Raw genomic sequence first — 20,532 nt, 5'->3', positions numbered from 1 at the left:
CTTATCCTCCGAACAGGCGTTTCAGGAAGCCTTTTTTCTCGGCTTCCAAAAAGCGCATCGGACGGTTTTCGCCCAATAGGCGGGCCACCACGTCTTGATAGGCGTTGGCGGCGTCGGCATCGTTTTGGTGGATCACCGGCGAGCCGGCGTTGGAAGCCTGCAGCACGCTTTGCGATTCGGGAATCACGCCCAACAGCGGAATGCGCAGAATGTCGGTGATGTCGTCTACCGAAAGCATTTCGCCTTTTTCTACGCGCTCGGGGTTGTAGCGGGTAATCAGCAAGTGTTCTTTAACGGTTTCGCCTTGCTCGGCTTTGCGGCTTTTGCTCTGCAAAATGCCCAAGATGCGGTCGGAGTCGCGCACGCTGGAGACTTCGGGGTTGGTGGTGACGATGGCTTCGTCGGCGAAATAGAGTGCCATCAGCGCACCGGTTTCGATGCCGGCGGGGGAATCGCAAATCACGTATTCGAAGCCCATTTTTTCGGTGAGTTCCTGCAGCACGCGCCCCACGCCTTCGCGGTTGAGGGCGTCTTTGTCGCGGGTTTGCGAGGCAGGCAGGATGTAGAGCTGGTCGCAGTGTTTGTCTTTGATCAGCGCCTGGTTGAGCGAGGCTTCGTTTTGGATCACGTTGACCAGGTCGTACACCACGCGGCGTTCGCAGCCCATGATCAGGTCGAGGTTGCGCAGGCCGACGTCGAAGTCGATCACGGCGGTTTTGTGGCCGCGCAGTGCCAAGCCGCTGGCGATGCTGGCGCTGGTGGTGGTTTTGCCTACACCGCCTTTGCCGGAGGTGACTACGATGATTTTTGCCACAATAAATTCCTTTTGTGTTGGTGAATGGGGTTTCAGGTAGCCTTTCGGACTCAGGCCTTTGCAAAACCTTCAGATGTGGATGCCGTTCCAGGCGTAGCAGCGCAGCGAGCACAGGCCTATCAGACAGATAGGCAAGCGAGCAAGCGCACTCTAGGCGTAAACGCACAACGCGGAAATGCTCTGCAAATGGGGGCAAAGGTTTCGGGCTGTCAGTCGCCGAGGGCGGCTACTACCAAACGGCCTTCCTGCAGATAAACCTGCACGGCTTTGCGGTGCAGATGGGCAGGCAGGTCTTGATCGAAGGTGCGGTAAATGCCGGCCACCGACACCAGTTCGGCCTGCATGGACTGCACGAAAATACGGGCGTTTTGGTCGCCGTCGGCACCGGCCAGGGCGCGGCCGCGCAGCGGGGCGTAAACGTGGATGTGGCCGTCGGCAATCACTTCCGCGCCTTCGCTGACCATGCCCAGCACAATCAAATCGGCATTTTCGGCATACACCTGCTGACCGGTGCGGATGGGGCGTTCCACCACCAAGGTTTTGCGCGCCCCGACTACGGGCGGCGGGGCGGCCGCAGCGGGCGGCGCAGGCGGCGCTTCGGGCAGGGGAATGCTTTTTTCTTCGTTGCGCGAAGGGCCGCAAAACGCCAGATGATAGGCTTGGGCCACCGGCAGCCATTGTTCGTCGGCGTGGCGCAGGGTGCCCAAGCGCAGGCCGTAGCGGGCGAAAAGATCGAGAATGCTGCCCAAGTCAAAAGTATCGGGGTCGTCCAGCGTCTGAACATCCAACAGCAGCGGCATATCGGCAAACGCGCGGTATTGCGCCGCCCGCTCTTCCAAGGTCTGGCGGACGGCCGCCGGATCGGGGCTGTTGAGTTGCACCGCCAGGGCGTCGAGGCGGGCGGATTTGATGTCGAAAGCGGGTTTCATCAGGCAGCAGACGGGTGTTAAACGGGCGGAGTTTACCGTTTTATCCACAGCGCATCAATCGGCTACCTGAAAAGGGAGGATGTTCAGGTAGCCTGTTGCTGCCGTGCCGCATTAAGGCTGCTGCACTATGCGGTGATAGCGGCCCGGCGCGAGGCGCACGCTTTGGCGCAGGTCGTCGCGGCCGCACCAGCGGATGTCGAGCTGCACTTCCGCCACCGCCGCCTTGCCGAGGCCGAACAGGATGCGGCGGTCGTTTTGCGCGGCAAAGCCGTTGTTGGCGTACACCTCGCGGTGTTGCGCCGTCAGGCCGGCTTGCGGCAGCAACTGCACCTTGCTGCCCAGTGCGTCACGGTTGCAGCGGCGGCCGTCGCCCACCAATTCCAGCCCCAGCCAGCCGGCGGCCTGGCTGTCGTTGCGGTAGAGGCTGGGCGGGGCGGTCATGTGGGTGACCAACACATCGGCATCGCCGTCGTTGTCGAAGTCGGCGGTAATCATGCCGCGCGAAGTGCCTTTTTGCGTCCAGCCCACTTGTTCGGCCACATCGACAAAATAATCGCCGCGGTTGAGATACACGCGGTTGGCTTCGTGGCCGAAGATGCAGCGGCCGCGCACATCGGCCCAGCGGTCGGCATAGCCGTGTACCTCGGGGCCGGTGAGGGCGATTTGGGCGTTCCAATACCAGTAGTCGGGGCAGGGCGTTTCGCCGGGGTCGTAGGCGTTGTCGGCCATGCCGTTGGCCTGCAGCATGTCTAAGCGGCCGTCGCGGTTGAGATCAACGAAGGCAGCGCCCCAGCCGAAGCGGCGCTCGTTGAGGGCATTGCGGCGGCCGGCTTCGTCGCGCAGCATGTCGGGGCTGTGTTCGCCGGCTTGGCTGTGGTTCATCCACAAGAGACTGCCTTCGGCCTGCAGTTTGTGGTGCACATTGGAAACGTGGATGTCGGGGCGGCCGTTGTCGTCGAGGTCGCCGAAGGTGGCGTTCATGCCTTTGTAGGTGTCGCGGCCGATGCTGCCTGCGAGCCGGCCTTGCACGGGGCTGAAGCCGCGGCCTTGGCGGTTGATATAGAGTTGGTCGGGGCCGAAGTCGTTGGCGAAATAAATATCCGGCCAGCCGTCGTCGTTGAGGTCGCCGGTGGCGGTGGCCATGGTCCAGCGGCGGCCGCCAAAGCCGCTGTCGGCGGCGGGCGCGGCGGCAAAGCGGCCTTGGCCGAGGTTGCGGTAGAGCCAGTTTTCGTCGGCGTTGTCGGCATTGTGCCAGGAGCGGTGCATCACGTTGAACATGCGCCGGTCGCCCTCGTATTCGGCTTCAGGTAGCCGGAAGATGGAGTAGCGCACGGGGCGGTTATAGTCGGGCAGGTGGCGCTGCATGATGTTGGTAACGATGACGTCCAGCCGGCCGTCTTGGTCGGCGTCGAGCACATTGGTGGAGACGCTGATTTGGTAGGCGTCCAGCCCGGCTTCGCGGCTGATGTCGCTAAAGCCGAGGCGGCCGGTTTCGATCAGATCGTTGCGCAACAAACGGCCCGGGCCGAAACCGGTGCCCAGCAGCAAATCGGCATCGCCGTCGTTGTCCATGTCAAACCAGGTGGCGGCGGCAATCAGGCCGTGCTGTTCAGGTAGCCTGCGCTGTGCGTCGAGCATGGGCAAATCGAAACGCTCGAAGCGGAAACCGCCGCGGTTGAGCCACAGTTGGGCGCGGTCGGCCTCGCTTTTGAGGGGTTGGGTGAGAAAGACGTCGGGCAGGCCGTCGAGATCGACATCGGCCACCGCGGCGGCATCGCCCACCGACAACAGCCATTTGGCCACATGGTGCATGCGCGGGTCGGTGCGCTGCCAGATGTCGCCGGGTTGGCCGCCGATGCCGCTGACGGCGGCGGGGATTTCGGTGAGGTGGAAGCCGGCTGCGTCGGCGTTGCCGAAAGCATGGTTGGCGCGGTATAGGCCCCAGCCGCCCAGGCCGAGGGCGGCGATCACCGCCAGCGCGCGCCCTTGTTGGCGCAGCACCGTGCGCCACGGTGTTTGCCCCTGCCGCCACCACAGCCACGCCCAGCGCAGGGTGAAATAGGCAAAGGCGGCGTAAAACAGGGTGGAAAAACTCTGAATGCGGTGCAGCAGCAAATCCACCACCACGATAAACAGAGCCATGCCCACCTGGCCGCGGCGCGAGTTGGGCGAGGTGGGCGGATCGGTGATCATGAAAAAGGTAAACAGATAGAACGCCGGCGAGGAGAAGGCACCCAAAAACAGGGTTTCCGGCGGCAGATGGTGTTGCAGCACCCAGGCGCGCAAGGCCAGCTGGACGGCATAAAACACCAAAAACGACACAATCAGCGCGCTGCGGCGGATATTGAGGGCAAACAGCATCAGCGCGGCGGTCACCACGAAAAACGCAGTCACGCCCGAGCCGCCCCATTGGTAGGCTGGAGCGGGGGTGATCATGCCCTGGCTGAGGGTGAGCGCGGCGATGACGCCGAACAGGCCGGGGTTGTACACATGGCGGCCGTTGACGGTGCACACATATTTGGAGGCGATGGCGAAAAACGGCGGGATGGCCGCCAGCCACAGGCCGTGGGCAAAGTTGGTGAGAATGGACAAACCCATGCCGGTGATGGCGGCGCTTAAGGGCACGAGCAGGGTTTTGCGGCGCAACAGATAATGCAGGCCCATATCCAAGAGCACGCACAGCGACACGATAAAGGCTACCTGAAGCGGGCTGCGGTTAAAGCCCCACAGCGTCATGCCGCAAATCACAAAAGTGGTGAGCAGGGCGAAAACCGCCCAGCGCGGGTCGTGTCGGGTGGGGAGGCGTTCGAGTGGCGGCATGGTCGGCATGAAGCGGAGCAATATTCAAGACAGGCGGATTATCCCCTGTTTTTCGCCCGGCTTAAAGGGCGGCGGTTTGCCTTTGCTCGGCAGCGGCCCGCTTTTTCATCTTGCGGAAAATACTATACAATCCGCCCCTTGTGCCGGCCGGGCAGGGTTTGGACGCTCAAGCTCGGCCGCCGTTTCGATAACCGGGAACGGCACGGTTTAGGCTACCTGAAAACGGCAAGATGCGGCTTTCAGGTAGCCTGATGCCGTTCCATTGAGATGATTAAGGAAGTCATGTCTTTGCTGCATACTGTCGGCTCGTTTTTGCTGGCGATTGTGATTTTGGTGAGCCTGCACGAGCTGGGGCACTTGCTGGTAGCGCGTTGGTGCGGCATCAAGGTGCTGCGTTTTTCCGTGGGCTTCGGCAAACCGTTTTTGAAAAAACGCTGGCGCGGCATCGAATGGTGTCTGGCGCCGATTCCGCTGGGCGGCTATGTAAAAATGGTGGACACCCGCGAAGGCAATGTGGCCGAGGCCGATCTCCCTTATGCGTTCGACAAGCAGCACCCGGCCAAACGCATCGCCGTGGTGGCCGCCGGCCCGCTCACCAATCTGGCCTTGGCCGTGTTGCTCTATACGCTGACTTTCAGCACCTTCGGCGTGAAAGAAATCCGTCCGGTGGTGGGCACGGTGGAGCGCGGTTCGATTGCCGAGCAGGCCGGTTTCCAAGCCGGCGACACCATCCACAGTGTCAATGGCAAAGCCGTTGCCAATTGGGGCGACGCCCAGGCCGAAATCATCATCAATTTGGAAGCCGGCCGCGTTCAGGTAGCCGTCAGCGATGCCGACGGCCGCGCCGCCGAGCGTTCGATTGATGTGGCCGACACCCCGCAGGCGGCGCAAGCGGCCAAGCGCGGCGGCTATTTCGGCTTGGTGCCGTTTAAGGTGGAGAACACGCTGGAGACGGTGGCGCCCGATTCGCCAGCCGCGCGCGCCAGTTTGCAAAAAGGGGATACCATCGTAGCGGTCAACGGCGAGCCCACCGCCACCTGGCAGGATGTAACCGCCATTGTGCGCGCCCACCCGCAAGACCGGCTGAGCGTGGACTACGTGCGCAACGGCCAAGCCCGGCAAACCTTTCTGCGGCCGGACGCCAAGCCTGACGGCAGCGGCAAAAGCTACGGCTTTGCGGGTTTCAGCGGCCGGAGCAACCAAGCCTGGGCCGAGCAAAATACCCGTCATTACCGGCCTTCGGTGGGCCAAGCCTTTCTGCTGGGTACCGAGCGGCTCTACAGTTATACGGTGCTGACCGGCAAGCTGTTCGCCCGCCTGCTCACCGGCCAGGCTTCCATCAGCCACATTTCCGGCCCGCTGACCATTGCCGACTATGCCGGCAAAACCGCCGATGCCGGTTTGCCGGCCTATCTGGAGTTTCTGGCGGTCATCAGCATCAGCCTGGGGATTTTGAACTTGCTGCCGATACCTGTTTTAGACGGCGGTCATTTAATGTATTATGCCGCCGAATGGATTCGGGGCAAGCCCGTGAGCGAGCGCGTGCAGATGCTGGGCATCCGCATCGGACTCTCGCTGATGCTCATGCTGATGCTGGTGGCTTTCTTCAACGATATTACCCGCTTATTTGGATAACCATGAAACTGAACAAACTCTCTTTCGCTTTGATTGCGGCCGGCCTGTCGTCTTGGGCGCTGGCGGCCGATCCGTTTACCATTCAGGACATCCGCATCGAAGGTCTGCAGCGTACCGAGCCGGCAACCGTGTTCGGTTTCCTGCCCATCCAAATCGGCGGCACTTTTGCCGACGGCGACAGCGAGCAAATCATTAAAAACCTTTATGCCACCGGCCTGTTTGACGATGTGCGGGTGGAAACCCTGGGCAATCAGGTCTTGCTGACGGTGGTGGAGCGCCCGGTGATCAGCAGCGTTACCGTTACCGGCGGCAAGGTTCTGCCCAGCGATGCCATCAAAAGGAATTTGGATACTTTCGGTTTGGGCCAATCCCAGCCCTTTAATCAGGCCGTATTGAGCCAGGCAGTGGCCGCGCTGCAGCAGGAATACACCAACCACGGCAAATATGCGGTGAAAATCACGCCGCAAGTGAACCGCCTGTCGCGCAACCGCGTGGACATCGCCATCAATATTGACGAAGGCGACACCACCCACATCCGCGAAATCCAGTTTGAAGGCAACCAGGCCTTCTCCGCGCGCACCCTGCGCCGCCAGATGCAGCTGGATGAAAACGGTTGGTTGAGCTGGCTGTCGAAAGACGACCGTTTTTCCGATGAGAAATTCCGGCAGGATTTGCAATCCATCACTGAGTTTTATCAAAACGAAGGCTACTTCGAGGGCCGGGTGGAGGATGCTGATGTCCGCTTCAACGAAGACAAAACCGCGCAAACGCTGTGGGTGAAAGTGCACGAAGGCCCGCGCTACCGTTGGGGTCAGGTGCGCATCGAAGGCGACAGCCGCGAGGTGCCGAAAGAGGAGTTGGAAGGTCTGCTCACCATGCGGGCCGGCAAGTGGTATAACCGCGAACTGATGGTGGACAGCCTGCGCGCCATCCAAGATCGTATGGGTCAGGCCGGTTATGCGCTCAATCAGGTATCCGTGCTTCCTCAGCCTGACGCGGCCAACCAAACCGTTGAGTTCGTGTTGGTGGTGAATCCCGGCCGTAAAGTGTATGTGAACCAGATCAACATCACCGGCAACAACAAAACCCGCGACGAAGTGATCCGCCGCGAAATGCGCCAGTTGGAAGCCGCGCCTTACGATTCGGCCAAAATCAACCGCTCCAAAGAGCGCATCCAACTGTTGGGCTACTTTGACGAAGTGACCATGGAAACCCGTCCGGTAGAGAATACCCCGGATCAGGTGGATGTGGATGTGGCGGTAAAAGAGCGCTCTACCGGCTCGATTGAAATCGCTGCCGGCTGGGTGCAGGACACCGGCTTGGTGCTGTCGGCCGGCGTGTCGCAAGACAATCTGTTCGGCACCGGCAAATCCGTCAGCCTGCGTTTGGCGCGCGGTAAAACCCAAAACACCGCTTCTCTGTCGTTTACCGACCCCTACTTCACCGCTGACGGCGTGAGCCTGGGTTACGATGTGTATTATCGCGGTTTTATGCCCTACAAAGCGGAGAGCAGCAGCAGCGGCTCCAATAATTACGAAACCACCCGTGTCGGCTTCGGCGCGCGTATGGGCGTGCCGGTGACCGAGTACGACCGCGTCAATTTCGGCTTGGGCGTGGAGCACCTGCAGGTAAAACTGCACGGAGATCCGAAATTCCAGCCCTACCGCTACCGCCAGTTCATCAATGACCACGGCGAGAAAAACTGGATTTTGAAAGGCAATGTCGGCTGGGGCCGCAACACCACCGACGACGCGCTGTGGCCGACCCGCGGCTACATCACCAGCGTGAATGCCGATTTGGGTCTGCCCGGCGGCGATTTGCAATACTATATTTTCACCCACGACCAACGCTGGTTCTTCCCGCTCAGCAAAAACTTCACCCTCATGCTCAGCGGTGAGTTGGGTTATGCCGGCAGCTACGGCGGTACCCCCAATCTGCCCTTCTTCAACAATTTCTACGGCGGCGGCTTGGGTTCCGTGCGCGGTTACGAGAGCGGCTCTTTGGGTCCCAAGGTTTATGAATCCGATTCCGTAGGCAACCGCTCTACCGTCAATTACGGCGGCACCTATAAAGCCTTCGCTTCGGCGGAGCTGCTGTTTCCGCTGCCGGGCATCAAAGACCAACGTTCGGTGCGTCTGAGCCTGTTTGCCGATGCCGGCAGCGTGTGGGACGGTAAAACGTATAACAACCGTGCCTATGACGTGAGCAACCCCTACGGCAGCAATGGCTACTACACAGGCGAACACAAATCCTCCTTCAGCAACGAACTGCGCTATTCCGCCGGTGCGGCGCTGACTTGGCTCTCACCTTTGGGTCCGATGAAGTTCAGCTATGCTTTCCCGCTGAAACGTCAAGACCGCGACCAAGTCCAACGCTTCCAATTCCAGTTGGGCACCACTTTCTAATTGTTGTGAGGAATCGGGCATGATGAAGTTGACTCCCACCCGCTTGGCCGCCGCCCTGTTGCTGCCTTTGCTGGTTTCTTCTGCGTTGGCGCAAGGGGTGCAGAAACTCGGTTTTATCGATACCGAGCGGGTGTATCGCCAGTCCACCCAAGCGCAGCAAATCCAAACCACACTGCAAAACGAGTTCGGCAGCCGCCAGCAGGCTTTGCAGCAGCTGCGCGACCAAGGCGTGTCTTTGCAGGCGCGTTTGGACAGCGGCCGGCTGAGTGCGGCGGAATACCGCCGCACCGAACAGCGCCTGATCGAGCTGGACCGCAATCTGGTGCGCCAGGCCGCCCAGCTGGCGGAAGAATACAATCTGCGCCGCAATGAAGAGTTTGCCGCTTTGCAGCACAATGCCAACCGGGTGATTGAGCAGCTGGCGCAGCGCGGCGGCTACGACGTCATTCTGCGCGATGCGGTGTATGTGAACAGCAAGTTTGACATTACCGACGAAGTCATCCGCGAGCTCAACCGCCAATAAAGGCTACCTGAAAGATGCAGAAACAACTGTCTGACATCACGGCCGCGCTCGGCGGCCGTATTGAAGGGCGCGATGTGGCCGTGGCGCAGATCGCGCCCTTGCATTTGGCGGCCGACGGCGACATCAGCTTTGTGGCCGGCAGCAAACATTTGGCCGCCGCCCAAGAGAGCCGCGCCGAAGCTTTGATTGTGGACGAGCAAACCGCTGCCGAGCTGGGCGGGCGCAACCTGATTGTCTGCCGCAACCCCTATCTGTATTTCGCCCAAACCACCCGTCTGTTTCATCCCGTGCCGCCGCTGCGGCCGGGCGTCCACCCCAGCGCGGTGGTGGAGCCCAGTGCCCGCGTGCCGGCCAGCTGCGAAATCGGCGCGAATGTGTTCATCGGCCCCAATGTGGTGTTGGGCGAAGGCTGCCGCATCGGCGCCAACAGTGTGGTGGAAGAGGACTGCGTGTTGGGCGACGGTGTGGTGCTGCACCCCAATGTCACCGTTTATGCCGGCTGCGGTATCGGCAAGCGGGTGGAAATCCATGCCGGCGCCGTCATCGGCGCCGACGGCTTCGGCAATGCCTGGACCGGAGAAGCCTGGTACAAAATCCCGCAAATCGGCGGCGTGCTGATTGGCGACGATGTGGAAATCGGCGCCAACACCACCATAGACCGCGGCGCCCTGGAAGACACCGTGGTGGAGAACGGTGCTAGAATCGACAACCTCGTGCAAATCGCCCACAATGTCCGCATCGGCGCGCACACCGCCATTGCTGCCTGCGTGGGCATTGCCGGCAGCACCCGCATCGGCGCCTATTGCCAAATCGGCGGTGCCGCCATGTTTGTGGGCCACATCGACGTGGCCGATAAAACCTTCATCGGCGGCGGCACCTTGGTCAGCGCCTCTATTGAGCGGCCGGATTACTACGCCAGCTCCTACCCCCTGCAAACCCATAAAGACTGGGTGCGCAACGCCGTGCACCTGCGCCGCCTGAATGAATTGCACCGCCGCGTGAAAGCCTTGGAGGCCGCAGCGGACACACCCGCAAAGGAAAAATAAATGGCACACGACCTGCCCATCGATATCCGCACCCTGCAGCAACTGCTGCCGCACCGTTATCCCTTCTTGCTGATCGACCGCGTCACCGCCTACGAGCCGGAAAAAACCCTGACCGCCATCAAAAACGTCACCATCAACGAGCCGTTTTTCCAAGGCCACTTCCCCGGTTTTCCGGTGATGCCCGGTGTGCTGATCATCGAAGCGCTGGCGCAGGCCGCCGGCACCTTGGCCATTCTCAGCCGCGGCGGCCGCAACGATGACGAAATCTATTTTTTCGTCGGCATCGACAACGCCCGCTTCAAGCGCCAAGTGGTGCCGGGCGACCAGCTGGTGTTTGAAGTGGAAGTCATCACCCACAAGCGCGACATCGGAAAATTCAAGGCCGTGGCCAAAGTGGACGGCCAGATTGCCGCCGAAGCCGAAATCATGTGTGCCAAACGCACCGTAGAAAAATAAACCCAGTGTTTTCAGGTAGCCTGCCGTGAGTCAGGCTACCTGAAAACACATCCGTGCGGCCCTTCAAGCTGTGTGTGCGGCACCGGCGCTTGGGCCGGGAAAGAATGTCATGAGCCTTATCCACCCCACCGCCGTGGTCGATGCCAAAGCCGAGCTCGATTCCAGCGTCAAAGTCGGGCCTTACGCCGTTATCGGCCCGCATGTGCAAATCGGCGCCGGTACCGAAATCGGCCCCCACGCCGTGATTGAAGGCCACACCACTATTGGCGAGCACAACAAAATCTTCCAGTTCGCCAGCCTCGGCGCCGTCCCGCAAGACAAAAAATACCGCGACGAACCCACCCGCCTGATCATCGGCAACGGCAACACCATCCGCGAATTCACCACCTTCAATCTCGGCACCGTCACCGGCATCGGCGAAACCCGCGTCGGCGACGACAACTGGATCATGGCCTATTGCCATCTGGCGCACGACTGCGTGGTGGGCAGCCACACCATTTTCGCCAACAACGCCTCGCTGGCCGGGCACGTTACCATCGGCGATTATGTGGTGCTCGGCGGCTACACATTGGTGTTCCAGTTCTGCCAAATCGGCCCCTATGCCATGACCGCCTTTGCCGCCGGCGTGCACAAAGACGTGCCGCCCTATGTGATGGCCTCGGGCTACCGCGCCGAGCCGGCCGGGCTGAACAGCGAAGGCATGCGCCGCAACGGCTTTTCCGCCGAGCAGATTGCCCGCGTGAAAGAAGTGTATAAACTGCTCTACCGCCAAGGCCTGAGCCTGGAAGAGGCCAAAGCCGAAATTGTGCAGCGGGCCGACAGCGCGCCCGAGCTGGCGGTATTCAAAGATTTCTTCGCCGCCTCCAGCCGCGGCGTCATCCGCTGACCCCTTCTGTTGCCAGGTTTCAGGTAGCCTCGAAAACCCTTCGGGCTACCTGAAGCGTTGACGAAGGTTTCCGGCCGCTTGCCGTGGAGCCCAACCATGAACCCAAGCCAATTCCGTTCGCCCGTGCCCTTGAAGCGGGAAGACGACAGCGTGCGCCAATACGTTTATCTCACGTATGCGGCCTTTTTCATCGGCCTCATCAGCGGCGGCACCGGCACGCTAGTGGGCGTGATCATGGCCTATTTGCGCCGCAACGAACTGCGCGGCACGCCGTATTTCGACCACCTGCATTTTCTGATCCGCACATTTTGGTTCAGCCTGCTGGGCTACCTGATCTGCCTGCCTTTGCTGCTGGTGTTGATCGGCTGGCCGCTGGCGGTGTTGGTGACCATTTGGCACGTTTACCGCCTGATTGCCGGCTTGCTCCGGCTGCATCAGCGCCAAGCCATCCATGCTGACGGCTGGACCGTATAGTCGGCCGCTTCACATTGAGGGCTGCCAGTTCAGGTAGCCTGCTGCTGCGATTTCCCGATGATTGAACGAGTTTCTGTTTCCGAATTCCACACCCTGCACGGCTTGCGGCTGCATATCCGCCGCTGGCCCGCGCCCGGCCGGCCGAAAGTGGTGCTCTTGCACGGCTGGATGGATTGCGGCGCCGGGTTCCAATTTTTGGCCGACCGCCTGCACGATTATGATGTTTATGCTCCCGACTGGCGTGGTTTTGGCCTATCCGAACACCAAGTCCACGGCCATTACGACCGCGCCCTGATGATGGCCGACCTGCACGCCCTCGGCCGCCTCATCAGCCCGGAGCAGCCCTTGCACCTGTTGGGGCACAGCATGGGCGGCATGCTGGCCGCCCATTATGCCGGCGCGGTGCCGGAGCGGGTGGGCAGCCTGATTGTGGTAGAAGGGTTCGGCATAGAAAACGGCAGCGTGGCCGAATCCGACCGCCGCAGCCGCGATTTTCTCGCCGCCGTTGCCGAGCCGCCGCAGTGGCCTGTGTTGCCCGATGTCGAAGGCGTGGCGGCCAAGTTGCAGAAACGCAATCCCTTGATCAGCCCCCGGCAGGCCGCTTTTCTGGCCGATGCGCTCACCCGCCGCCGCTCCGACGGCCGCGTGGTGTACCGCGCCGACGCCAAGCACAAAATTCCGCAGCCCCAACCCTACCGCCTCAGCGTGGTGCGCCATCATTGGCAAAACATTCAAGCGCCGGTTTTGTGGGTGGAAGGCGGGCAGGTGCCGCACAACCATTATCTGCAGATGCTGGGCGAAGAGCTGGAGCGGCGTTATCAGGATTTCGGCCGCCCCGAACGGGTGCGTATTCCCCACAGCGGCCATATGTTGCAATGGGAAGCGCCGCAGGAGTTGGCCGAGGCCGCCAACCGTTTTTGGCGGCAGGTACAGGCTACCTGAAAAGCCGACGGCTCACTTAGCCGTCTTGGGTGCTGATTCGCCGGCTTTTCAGGTAGCCTGTTGCCGCAAACCGTGCCACAATCCGCCCGTTCCCCGTCTGTTTCGAAAGCCGCATCATGACGCCCATTCTCGCCTTCGATATCGAAACCGTCCCCGATGTGAACGGCATCCGCCTGCTGTGGGATTTGCCGGCCGACGTGCCTGCGGCCGAGGTAGTGGCATTCGCCCAACAGAAACGCCGTGCGCACAACGGCAGCGATTTCATGCAGCACCATTTGCACCAAGTGGTGGCCGTTTCCTGCTGCATGCGCTGGGGAGGCGACCACCTCCACATCGGCACCATCGGCGAAATCGGCGACGACGAAGAAACCGTGATTGCCAAATTTTTCGAGCTGATCGAAAAATACACCCCCCAGCTGGTGAGCTGGAACGGCGGCGGTTTCGATTTGCCCGTGCTGCACTACCGCGCCCTGATTCACGGCATTGCCGCCGCCCGCTATTGGGACATGGGCGAGGGCGATTTCGGCGACAGCCGAGAATTCAAATGGAACAACTACATCAGTCGCTACCACAGCCGCCATTGCGATTTGATGGATTTGCTCGCCCTCTACCAGCCGCGCGCCGCCGTGCCTTTGGACGATATGGCCAAATTGTGCGGCTTTCCCGGTAAGCTGGGCATGGACGGCAGCCGCGTGTGGGAAGCCTTCCATGCCGGCCGCCTGCGCGACATCCGCGACTATTGCGAAACCGATGCCGCCAACACCTATTTAATGTATCTGCGTTTCCGCCTGATGAGCGGCGCGATGGATGCCGACGAGTATGAGGTGGAAATCAAGCGCCTCAAAGGCTACCTGAAAACCCAGGCCGGCAAAGCGCATTGGCAGGAATTTCTGGCTGCGTGGCATTGATGGCAGGCGGCAGCGTTTTCAGGTAGCCCCAGGCCTCCCTCTCCATTTCTTTCATGATGATCCCTCTGCAACGCATCGTTTTAATCGGCGTCGGTCTGATCGGCGGCTCTTTTGTGCTCGATTTGAAGCGCAAAGGCTTGGTGCGCGAAGTGGCCGGCATCGATTTGGATGCCGACAATTTGGCGCGGGCATTGGAGCGCGGCGTGGTGGACAGCGCCCACACCGCCGTGCAAGCCGATGTGCTGGCCGGCGCCGATTTGGTGTTGTTGGCCACGCCGGTGGCGAGTTTGCCGGCCTTGTGCCGAACATTGGCGCCGCTGCTGCCCGATCACTGCCTGGTCAGCGATGTCGGCAGCACCAAACAGTCTGCCTTGGCGGCTTTTGCCGAGCACCTGCCGCAACACCTGCCCCGCTGTGTGGCCGCCCACCCGATTGCCGGCTCCGACCGCCACGGCGCTTTGGCGGCCCAGTTCGGCCTGTTTCAAGACAAAAAACTGGTGTTGTGTCCGCACGATCGGCAAGATGCCGCGGCCTTGGCGCGTGTGGCTTCGCTGTGGCAGGCGGTGGGCGCGCAAACCTGTTGCCTGAGCGCCGAAGAGCACGATGCTGTTTTTGCCGCCGTTTCCCATCTGCCGCATTTGCTGGCCTATTCCTATATGCATCAAGTGGCGACGGCCGCCGACAGCGCCAAATGGCTGGATTTTGCCGGCTCGGGTTTTCGCGATTTCACCCGCATTGCGGCCAGCTCGCCCACGGTTTGGGCCGACATCACGCTGGCCAACCGCGACAGCCTGCTGGCTTTGCTGAGCGCCCAGCAGCAGGAGTTGGCCGACTTGCAGCAATGGCTGCGGGACGGCAACCGGGCTGCCTTATTGGATTTCTTCCGGGTCGCCAGCCGGGCGCGGGAAGATTGGCAAAACCGCTGAGCGGATCGGCAATTGGCTTAAATATTCGGATTCGAAAATAAATATTGCCAATTGGATTCGATTTGGAAGATTCCGCCAAGAGAAACAGGCGGGCAAGCGGATTATCTGGCAGCTGTGTTGCTTTTTTACTGATTGGTGCAAAAAATCGAAATTTAAGCTTGACGTTTTCGGTGCGAACGCGCAAAATGCCAGCCATTGAAGCGACAGCAATGCCGTTTCAATAGTTTCTCCTCTATTTCTCCTTTGTAGACTTGGGCGCACATTGCAAAATGTGCGCATTTTTTTGCGCAAAATTCCTGATGACGGACGTTTTGTTGCCGACTTTTTTCTGTGCGGGGCATGGCTGTGCCGAGCGGCCGGGGGATAGCGCATAAGTGGCGCATAAGGAAAACAAAACACACTATTTTGTTCGGAGTCGCGCATGAATTGGTAAAGTAAAGATAAATTATCGACCAAGCGCTTGCTTTCTGCGTTTCACTTTCTTATAATTCGCTTCGTTAGGTGGTCAGCATGATTACTTGACAGTTTCTCCTCTATTTCTCCTTTGTAGACTTGGGCGCACATTGCAAGATGTGCGCATTTTTTTGTCTGTTCAATTCGCAACGATTTGCCTACAATAGCCGCCTTTGCGAACAGACACTCAGGAGCAGCCAGATGGCAAACGGATTTTTATCCCAAGATCTTAACGGTAAAGTGGCCTTGGTCACCGGTGCGGCCAGCGGTTTGGGCAAGGATATTGCGCAAACCTATGCCCGTGCCGGTGCGGCGGTAGGCATTGCCGACATCAACCCGGCTGCCGCCGAAGCGGCGGCCGAAGAAATTTGCGCCGAGGGCGGCCGTGCCATGGCCGTGGCGATGGACGTGACCGACGAGGCCGCGGTGCAGGCCGGCACCGACCGTTTGGCCGAGGCGTTTGGCCGTTTGGACATTCTGGTGTCCAATGCCGGCATCCAAATCATCAACCCCATCGACAAGCTGTCTTTGGCCGATTGGAAAAAAATGCTGGCCATTCACCTGGACGGCGCGTTCCTCACCACCCAAGCCGCGCTGAAGCATATGTATGCACAAAACAGCGGCACGGTCATTTATATGGGTTCGGTGCATTCGCACGAAGCCAGCCTGTATAAAGCCCCGTATGTCACCGCCAAGCACGGCCTGCTCGGCCTGTGCCGCGTGTTGGCCAAAGAGGGCGCGGCGCATCAGGTCCGCTCGCACGTGATTTGCCCCGGCTTTGTGAAAACGCCTTTGGTGGAAAAACAGATTCCCGAGCAGGCCAAAGAAAAAGGCATTACCGAGGAAGAGGTGGTGAAAAACATCATGCTCGGCCAAACCGTGGACGGCGAATTCACCACCACACAGGATATTGCCCAGCTGGCCCTGTTTTTGGCGGCCTTCCCCACCAATGTCTTTACCGGCCAGTCTTTCTTGGCCGGCCACGGTTGGCACATGAAATAAATACTGACCGTAAACCACAAATATAGTCGAATAAAATAAGAAGGAGGCAAGGCGGCCAGCCGCAGAGAGTACGGCAAGGCGCAGCCAACGCCGTATCCTTCTTACTTTTCAATAACGATAAAACAGGCTACCTGAAACGGCAGTGGTTTCAGGTAGCCTTTAACAGCCATCAGAAAGGAATCAGCATGTCTTTGCAAGAAGCCGTCAAGCCTTACGACCGCATCACTCTGCTGTTGCAGGGCGGCGGCGCACTCGGCGCCTATCAGGCCGGGATTTACGAAGGGATCCACAACAACGGCATCCGCATCAACAGCATTTCCGGCATTTCCATCGGTGCGCTCAACACGGCCGTGATTGCCGGTAACCCGCCGGAAAAGCGGATCGAAGCCCTGCGTGGCTTTTGGGAAACCATCACCCGCCGCAACTACACCAGTGACGCCTTCAATCCTTATAAATACATGCTCAGCCACATCGGCTGGTGGGAGCAGATTCCCGGTGTGGCCCACGCCTTTCCCCATGTATTTGAAAACTCCTTCCTCAAACAGCAGTTACGCACTTTGGAAAGCAGTACCGAGGCCTTCCAGACCATGCTGGAGGGGCAGCGCGGCTTCTTCAAACCGCGCTACCAGATTCCTTTTAATACCACGCCCAACCACCTCAGCCATTACACCACCGACCAGCTCTACCGCACGCTGGAACGTTTCTGCGATTTGGATTTGGTCAACCGCCCCGACGTGATGCGGGTTTCTGTGAGCGCGGTGAACGTGCGCAGCGGCAACTACGCCGTGTTCTGCAACGAAAACGAAGAACTGCGTTACGAGCACTTCATCGCCTCCGGCGCGCTGCCGCCCGGTTTTCCCGCAGTGGAAATAGACGGCGAATTTTATTGGGACGGCGGCATGGTGTCCAACACCCCGCTCAACGACATTCTCGAGCATGAAGAATCGCTCAAACAGCTGATTTTCCAAGTGGACTTGTGGGATGCGCGCGGTAATCTGCCCGACAACATGAAAGCCATCGACGAGCGGATCAAAGACATCCAGTACTCCAGCAAAACCCGCATGATTACCGACGTGATGGGCCAGCGCCTGCGCTACAACCGTCTGATCAAAGAGCTGTTGGCCATGATTCCGGACAAGAAAAACCAAGCCGCACGGCGGGCGATTGCCGAAGCCGAAGCGCTGGCCGATGTGGGCGTGAAAAATGTCATCCATCTGATTTACCGCAAGAAAAGCTACGAGCGCGGACACAAAGATTACGAATTCAGCAGCAATACCATGCACGACCATTGGGACAGCGGCCTGCACGACATCGCGCAGACTTTCCGCCATACCGATTGGTTCGAACTGCCGCCGGACGACGAAATTTTCGTTACCCACGATATCCACGACAAACGGCGCCAGATGTCGCAAAAAGGGCGTTAAATCCCGTCTGCCAATTTCCTACGATTTCCTAAAATCCGGACACATCAAACAAAAGGCTACCTGAAAAGTTTTTCAGGTAGCCTTTGGCGTTTGCCGGGCGACAGACGGACAAGATCAGCGGGCCGGCGCCGGATTGATCAGAATTTCTACACGGCGGTTTTGCGCACGGCCGGCTTCGGTGGCGTTGCTGGCAATCGGCGAGCGTGAGCCGTAGCCCACGGTGCTGATGCGGTTGGCCGCCACGCCGCGGCTGTGCAGATAATTGGCCACCGATTGCGCACGCTGTTGCGAGAGCGGGTTGTTGATGTGGTCGCCGCCGGTGTTGTCGGTGTGGCCGGCCACGGTAATCGTGGTTTCCGGATATTGCGACAACACGCCGGCCACGGTGTTTAGCGATTGGACGGCATCGCCGCTCAGGGCGGCGCTGTTGGTGGCGAAGGTCACGCCGCTGGGCATGGTCAGCTTGATTTGGTCGCCTTGGCGCTCCACTTCCACCGGTGTGTTTGCCAGCTCGTCACGCAGGCGTTTTTCCTGAACATCCATATACGCGCCGACACCCGCGCCCACCAAGCCGCAGCCCAAGGCCGCATTGCGGGCGCCTTTGCCGCCGTGGGTAATCGCGCCGACGGCGCCGCAGGCCGCTGCGCCGCCCAAGCCGTAGAGCGCGGTTTTGGAAATGGTTTGCTGGCCAGTAACCGGGTCGGTCACGCAGCCGCTCAGGGCCAGGGCGGCTGCCGTGGTCAGGGTCAGTAAAGATTTGCTCAGTTGCATGGCGCTTCCTTTCTTTATTATGGTTTGGCCGAAGTGCCGGCCGGCGGGAAAACGCTTTCACTATAGCAGGCTGATTGCGCCGGCAGCGCCAAAAGCGTCAAAAAGCCGCAGCTTTTACGCTGCGGCCGATGTTTTTTACCCAATCCTACAGTTTGCCGGCCGCTTCGGCCAAATAGGCGGCCACGCCCTCGGCGTCGGCCTTCATGCCTTTGTCCCCTTTTTGCCAGCCGGCCGGACACACTTCGCCGTGTTGTTCATGGAACTGCAGGGCATCCACCATGCGCAGCATGTCGTCCACATTGCGGCCCAGAGGCAGGTTGTTCACCACTTGGTGCTGCACCACGCCGTTTTTGTCGATCAGGAAGGAACCGCGCAAAGCCACGCCTTCGTCGCTTTCCACATCGTAGGCGCGTGCGATTTCATGCGTGATGTCGCCCACCATGGTAAAACCCACTTGGCCGATGCCGCCCTGCTCAACCGGTGTGTTGCGCCAAGCGGCATGGGTAAAGTGGCTGTCGATGGACACGGCGATCACTTCCACATTGCGCTTTTGGAATTCCGCCAGCCGGTTGTCGAAAGCAATGATTTCGGAAGGGCAGACAAAGGTAAAATCGAGCGGATAGAAAAAAACCACGGCATATTTGCCTTGGGCCGCTTCGGCAAAGCTGAAGTCTTCGCTCATGCGGCCGTTGCCCAAAACGGCGCAGAATGTTTTGCGCTCGCCGTGAAAGAAGGGGGCGGGTTTGTTGACCAATACGGCCATAATGGACTCCTGAACGGTAATGGGAAAACGCTTAAAACAGCAGCCGCCTGACCCAGGCTGCCGAGTGCAGCTTCATTTTAGTGGAAAACCGTACCGATGCACATGTATTTAACCCCATGCCCGCCCTGCCGCGCTGTGCGTGCCGCGTCGGGATACGGCGAGGTCGGTGCCGCTTGGTGCCATACATAAAGGTTTGGAGGCGCAGCGCTTATCCATTACAATGCGCCGGTGTCGGCCAACCCGCGTGCGCCGTACGCCGATTGACCGTCTTTCAGAAAGGACTGCCGATGCATTCCGCCACCCGCGTTACCGTGTGTGCCGTCTGGTGCACTGCCGCGCTCAGCGCCACTGCCGCCCCCTTGGTCCATCTGCCGGCGGGACTTTATCGCGAAAGCGGCGCGACCGTGACCACGTTCTCCGGTGGCAAACCGATGCAGCCCTTATTGTCTGAAAGCAATCTGGTGCGTGAGGTATGCGTGCCCACCGACAGCAGCGCTTGGTATGCCGAACAACTGCGCCGCTTTCCGCAAGCCCTCTCCCCGCAGATGCGCGAGCAAGGCATTAACCGGATAGAAGTGCGCTCGCGCGTGGGTACCGATTCGGCCGGCCGGCCCGAAGTGTGGATTGGCTACACCCAAGTCAGCCGCAATCCGAATTTGGGGGGCATCAGCCGTCTGTACAGCCACCTGCTTTTTAGCTATTTGGGCCAACCCTGTCCTCTTGATCCTTCGGCAGCAGCAGACTGAATGCGCCTTATGCCGCCGTCGTTTCAGGTAGCCTTTGCCCACCATTGACCGAGCTGAGACCATGCCATCTTTCCGCTTGTGCCTGTATGTCGCCTTGCTGACTCTGGGCAGCCACGCCTTCGCTGCGCCGCTGGAAAACCTGCCCTCCGGCCGGTACCGCCAAAGCGGCAACACCACGGTCACTTATCCCGGCGGCAGCCAGCCGCGGCCGCCGTCGTCACCCGGCATCGCGCCAGAACGGGAAGTGTGCATCCCTGCCGATAGCGGCGCTTGGTATGAGGTGCAGCTGCGCCGCTTTGCACAAACCATTACGCCGCAGATGCAGGATGCCGGCGTGATTCGGACGGAGTTGCGCGCCCGTATCGCCCTCAACCGCGAAGGCCGGCCCGAAGTGTGGTTCGGCTACAGCGAAGACAGCCGCGGCCCTGAGGCGGGCATGATCACGCGCAGGCACAGCAATCTGCTTTACACCTATTCGGGCGAACCTTGCAGCCTCGCTGAGGCCGCCGCTGCGGCCGCCGACGTCAACGCAGACCGGTACGCCCCTTAACGCTTACCCCCAGGCTACCTGAAAGCCTGATTACGGTTTTCAGGTAGCCCCTTTTATCG

General features: G+C 60.0%; 19 protein-coding genes. 14 read left to right on the top strand and 5 right to left on the bottom strand.

All coding sequences use genetic code 11. The annotated features are described in order from the left end of the window. Position 1 precedes the first annotated feature (1 nt). The 3 genes from minD to H3L94_RS10905 all read right to left on the bottom strand — a co-directional run bounded on the left by minD (position 2) and on the right by H3L94_RS10905 (position 4,563). Positions 2 to 814: a septum site-determining protein MinD gene (gene minD, locus H3L94_RS10915; protein WP_009119141.1), complete on the bottom strand. Its 813-nt coding sequence runs from the start codon at positions 812 to 814 to the stop codon at positions 2 to 4. 209 nt (positions 815 to 1,023) lie between these two features. After that, on the bottom strand, positions 1,024 to 1,743 hold the full coding sequence (gene minC / locus H3L94_RS10910; RefSeq protein ID WP_182123170.1) for a septum site-determining protein MinC: 720 nt from the start codon (positions 1,741 to 1,743) through the stop codon (positions 1,024 to 1,026). A 111-nt stretch (positions 1,744 to 1,854) separates the two neighbouring features. Further along, entirely contained in the window at positions 1,855 to 4,563 is a 2,709-nt protein-coding gene (locus tag H3L94_RS10905) for an FG-GAP-like repeat-containing protein (protein ID WP_244958757.1), read from the bottom strand. A gap of 291 nt (positions 4,564 to 4,854) precedes the next feature. On the opposite strand from H3L94_RS10905, the gene rseP reads away from it, so the two are divergent. The 12 genes from rseP to H3L94_RS10845 all read left to right on the top strand — a co-directional run bounded on the left by rseP (position 4,855) and on the right by H3L94_RS10845 (position 17,643). Continuing rightward, positions 4,855 to 6,198 (top strand): RIP metalloprotease RseP, encoded by a 1,344-nt coding sequence (rseP, locus tag H3L94_RS10900; protein ID WP_182123169.1) that lies wholly within the window; start codon positions 4,855 to 4,857, stop codon positions 6,196 to 6,198. 2 nt (positions 6,199 to 6,200) lie between these two features. After that, the gene (gene bamA, locus H3L94_RS10895) at positions 6,201 to 8,603 is read left to right on the top strand and encodes an outer membrane protein assembly factor BamA (RefSeq protein WP_182122014.1); all 2,403 of its coding nucleotides are present in this window, start codon (positions 6,201 to 6,203) and stop codon (positions 8,601 to 8,603) included. A 19-nt stretch (positions 8,604 to 8,622) separates the two neighbouring features. Continuing rightward, positions 8,623 to 9,126, top strand: coding sequence for an OmpH/Skp family outer membrane protein (locus H3L94_RS10890; protein ID WP_182122013.1), 504 nt, complete (start codon positions 8,623 to 8,625; stop codon positions 9,124 to 9,126). A 14-nt stretch (positions 9,127 to 9,140) separates the two neighbouring features. Continuing rightward, complete coding sequence (gene lpxD / locus H3L94_RS10885; RefSeq protein WP_009119135.1) at positions 9,141 to 10,172, top strand: UDP-3-O-(3-hydroxymyristoyl)glucosamine N-acyltransferase; 1,032 nt, start codon at positions 9,141 to 9,143, stop codon at positions 10,170 to 10,172. Then, positions 10,173 to 10,628, top strand: a complete 456-nt coding sequence (gene fabZ, locus H3L94_RS10880) for a 3-hydroxyacyl-ACP dehydratase FabZ (protein WP_182122012.1) — start codon at positions 10,173 to 10,175, stop codon at positions 10,626 to 10,628. Between the two features lie 109 nt (positions 10,629 to 10,737). Further along, positions 10,738 to 11,514, top strand: a complete 777-nt coding sequence (gene lpxA / locus H3L94_RS10875) for an acyl-ACP--UDP-N-acetylglucosamine O-acyltransferase (RefSeq protein ID WP_182122011.1) — start codon at positions 10,738 to 10,740, stop codon at positions 11,512 to 11,514. Between the two features lie 96 nt (positions 11,515 to 11,610). Continuing rightward, positions 11,611 to 11,988 (top strand): DUF4870 family protein, encoded by a 378-nt coding sequence (locus H3L94_RS10870; RefSeq protein ID WP_009119132.1) that lies wholly within the window; start codon positions 11,611 to 11,613, stop codon positions 11,986 to 11,988. Between the two features lie 57 nt (positions 11,989 to 12,045). Beyond that, positions 12,046 to 12,930 (top strand): alpha/beta fold hydrolase, encoded by an 885-nt coding sequence (locus H3L94_RS10865; RefSeq protein ID WP_182122010.1) that lies wholly within the window; start codon positions 12,046 to 12,048, stop codon positions 12,928 to 12,930. Positions 12,931 to 13,046: 116 nt separating this feature from the next. After that, entirely contained in the window at positions 13,047 to 13,838 is a 792-nt protein-coding gene (locus H3L94_RS10860) for a 3'-5' exonuclease (RefSeq protein ID WP_182122009.1), read from the top strand. A 53-nt stretch (positions 13,839 to 13,891) separates the two neighbouring features. Continuing rightward, on the top strand, positions 13,892 to 14,764 hold the full coding sequence (locus H3L94_RS10855) for a prephenate dehydrogenase (protein WP_182122008.1): 873 nt from the start codon (positions 13,892 to 13,894) through the stop codon (positions 14,762 to 14,764). 654 nt (positions 14,765 to 15,418) lie between these two features. Next, the gene (locus tag H3L94_RS10850; protein ID WP_182122007.1) at positions 15,419 to 16,219 is read left to right on the top strand and encodes a 3-hydroxybutyrate dehydrogenase; all 801 of its coding nucleotides are present in this window, start codon (positions 15,419 to 15,421) and stop codon (positions 16,217 to 16,219) included. 185 nt (positions 16,220 to 16,404) lie between these two features. Continuing rightward, a complete protein-coding gene (locus tag H3L94_RS10845; protein WP_009119127.1) occupies positions 16,405 to 17,643 on the top strand; it encodes a DUF3734 domain-containing protein in 1,239 nt (412 codons plus the stop codon). 114 nt (positions 17,644 to 17,757) lie between these two features. Here the strand turns inward: H3L94_RS10845 and H3L94_RS10840 are convergent, their stop codons facing one another. Both H3L94_RS10840 and H3L94_RS10835 read right to left on the bottom strand, forming a co-directional pair. Next, positions 17,758 to 18,414 (bottom strand): YiaD family glycine zipper/OmpA-like lipoprotein, encoded by a 657-nt coding sequence (locus H3L94_RS10840; protein WP_009119126.1) that lies wholly within the window; start codon positions 18,412 to 18,414, stop codon positions 17,758 to 17,760. Positions 18,415 to 18,559: 145 nt separating this feature from the next. Then, a complete protein-coding gene (locus H3L94_RS10835; RefSeq protein ID WP_182122006.1) occupies positions 18,560 to 19,177 on the bottom strand; it encodes a peroxiredoxin in 618 nt (205 codons plus the stop codon). Positions 19,178 to 19,464: 287 nt separating this feature from the next. Between H3L94_RS10835 and H3L94_RS10830 the strand changes: the two genes are divergently transcribed. Further along, positions 19,465 to 19,923 carry a hypothetical protein gene (locus H3L94_RS10830; protein WP_182122005.1) on the top strand — a complete coding sequence of 153 codons (459 nt, stop codon included), beginning with the start codon at positions 19,465 to 19,467 and terminating at the stop codon, positions 19,921 to 19,923. Between the two features lie 61 nt (positions 19,924 to 19,984). Beyond that, entirely contained in the window at positions 19,985 to 20,473 is a 489-nt protein-coding gene (locus H3L94_RS10825; protein WP_182122004.1) for a hypothetical protein, read from the top strand. Positions 20,474 to 20,532: the final 59 nt, after the last annotated feature.

Source organism: Neisseria shayeganii, from assembly GCF_014054965.1.
GTDB classification, from domain to species: Bacteria; Pseudomonadota; Gammaproteobacteria; order Burkholderiales; family Neisseriaceae; genus Eikenella; species Eikenella shayeganii.
Note: the sequence above shows the minus strand (reverse complement) of the source record. Positions and strands in the feature narration are given on the sequence as shown.

Excerpts from the sequence above, each read along its gene's own strand:
- minC (WP_182123170.1), bottom strand. The coding sequence starts at position 1,743 with ATGAAACCCGCTTTCGACATCAAATCCGCCCGCCTCGACGCCCTGGCG.
- H3L94_RS10905 (WP_244958757.1), bottom strand. The coding sequence starts at position 4,563 with ATGCCGCCACTCGAACGCCTCCCCACCCGACACGACCCGCGCTGGGCG.
- bamA (WP_182122014.1), top strand. The coding sequence starts at position 6,201 with ATGAAACTGAACAAACTCTCTTTCGCTTTGATTGCGGCCGGCCTGTCG.
- H3L94_RS10890 (WP_182122013.1), top strand. The coding sequence starts at position 8,623 with ATGATGAAGTTGACTCCCACCCGCTTGGCCGCCGCCCTGTTGCTGCCT.
- lpxD (WP_009119135.1), top strand. The coding sequence starts at position 9,141 with ATGCAGAAACAACTGTCTGACATCACGGCCGCGCTCGGCGGCCGTATT.
- fabZ (WP_182122012.1), top strand. The coding sequence starts at position 10,173 with ATGGCACACGACCTGCCCATCGATATCCGCACCCTGCAGCAACTGCTG.
- lpxA (WP_182122011.1), top strand. The coding sequence starts at position 10,738 with ATGAGCCTTATCCACCCCACCGCCGTGGTCGATGCCAAAGCCGAGCTC.
- H3L94_RS10870 (WP_009119132.1), top strand. The coding sequence starts at position 11,611 with ATGAACCCAAGCCAATTCCGTTCGCCCGTGCCCTTGAAGCGGGAAGAC.
- H3L94_RS10865 (WP_182122010.1), top strand. The coding sequence starts at position 12,046 with ATGATTGAACGAGTTTCTGTTTCCGAATTCCACACCCTGCACGGCTTG.
- H3L94_RS10860 (WP_182122009.1), top strand. The coding sequence starts at position 13,047 with ATGACGCCCATTCTCGCCTTCGATATCGAAACCGTCCCCGATGTGAAC.
- H3L94_RS10855 (WP_182122008.1), top strand. The coding sequence starts at position 13,892 with ATGATGATCCCTCTGCAACGCATCGTTTTAATCGGCGTCGGTCTGATC.
- H3L94_RS10850 (WP_182122007.1), top strand. The coding sequence starts at position 15,419 with ATGGCAAACGGATTTTTATCCCAAGATCTTAACGGTAAAGTGGCCTTG.
- H3L94_RS10845 (WP_009119127.1), top strand. The coding sequence starts at position 16,405 with ATGTCTTTGCAAGAAGCCGTCAAGCCTTACGACCGCATCACTCTGCTG.
- H3L94_RS10840 (WP_009119126.1), bottom strand. The coding sequence starts at position 18,414 with ATGCAACTGAGCAAATCTTTACTGACCCTGACCACGGCAGCCGCCCTG.
- H3L94_RS10835 (WP_182122006.1), bottom strand. The coding sequence starts at position 19,177 with ATGGCCGTATTGGTCAACAAACCCGCCCCCTTCTTTCACGGCGAGCGC.
- H3L94_RS10830 (WP_182122005.1), top strand. The coding sequence starts at position 19,465 with ATGCATTCCGCCACCCGCGTTACCGTGTGTGCCGTCTGGTGCACTGCC.
- H3L94_RS10825 (WP_182122004.1), top strand. The coding sequence starts at position 19,985 with ATGCCATCTTTCCGCTTGTGCCTGTATGTCGCCTTGCTGACTCTGGGC.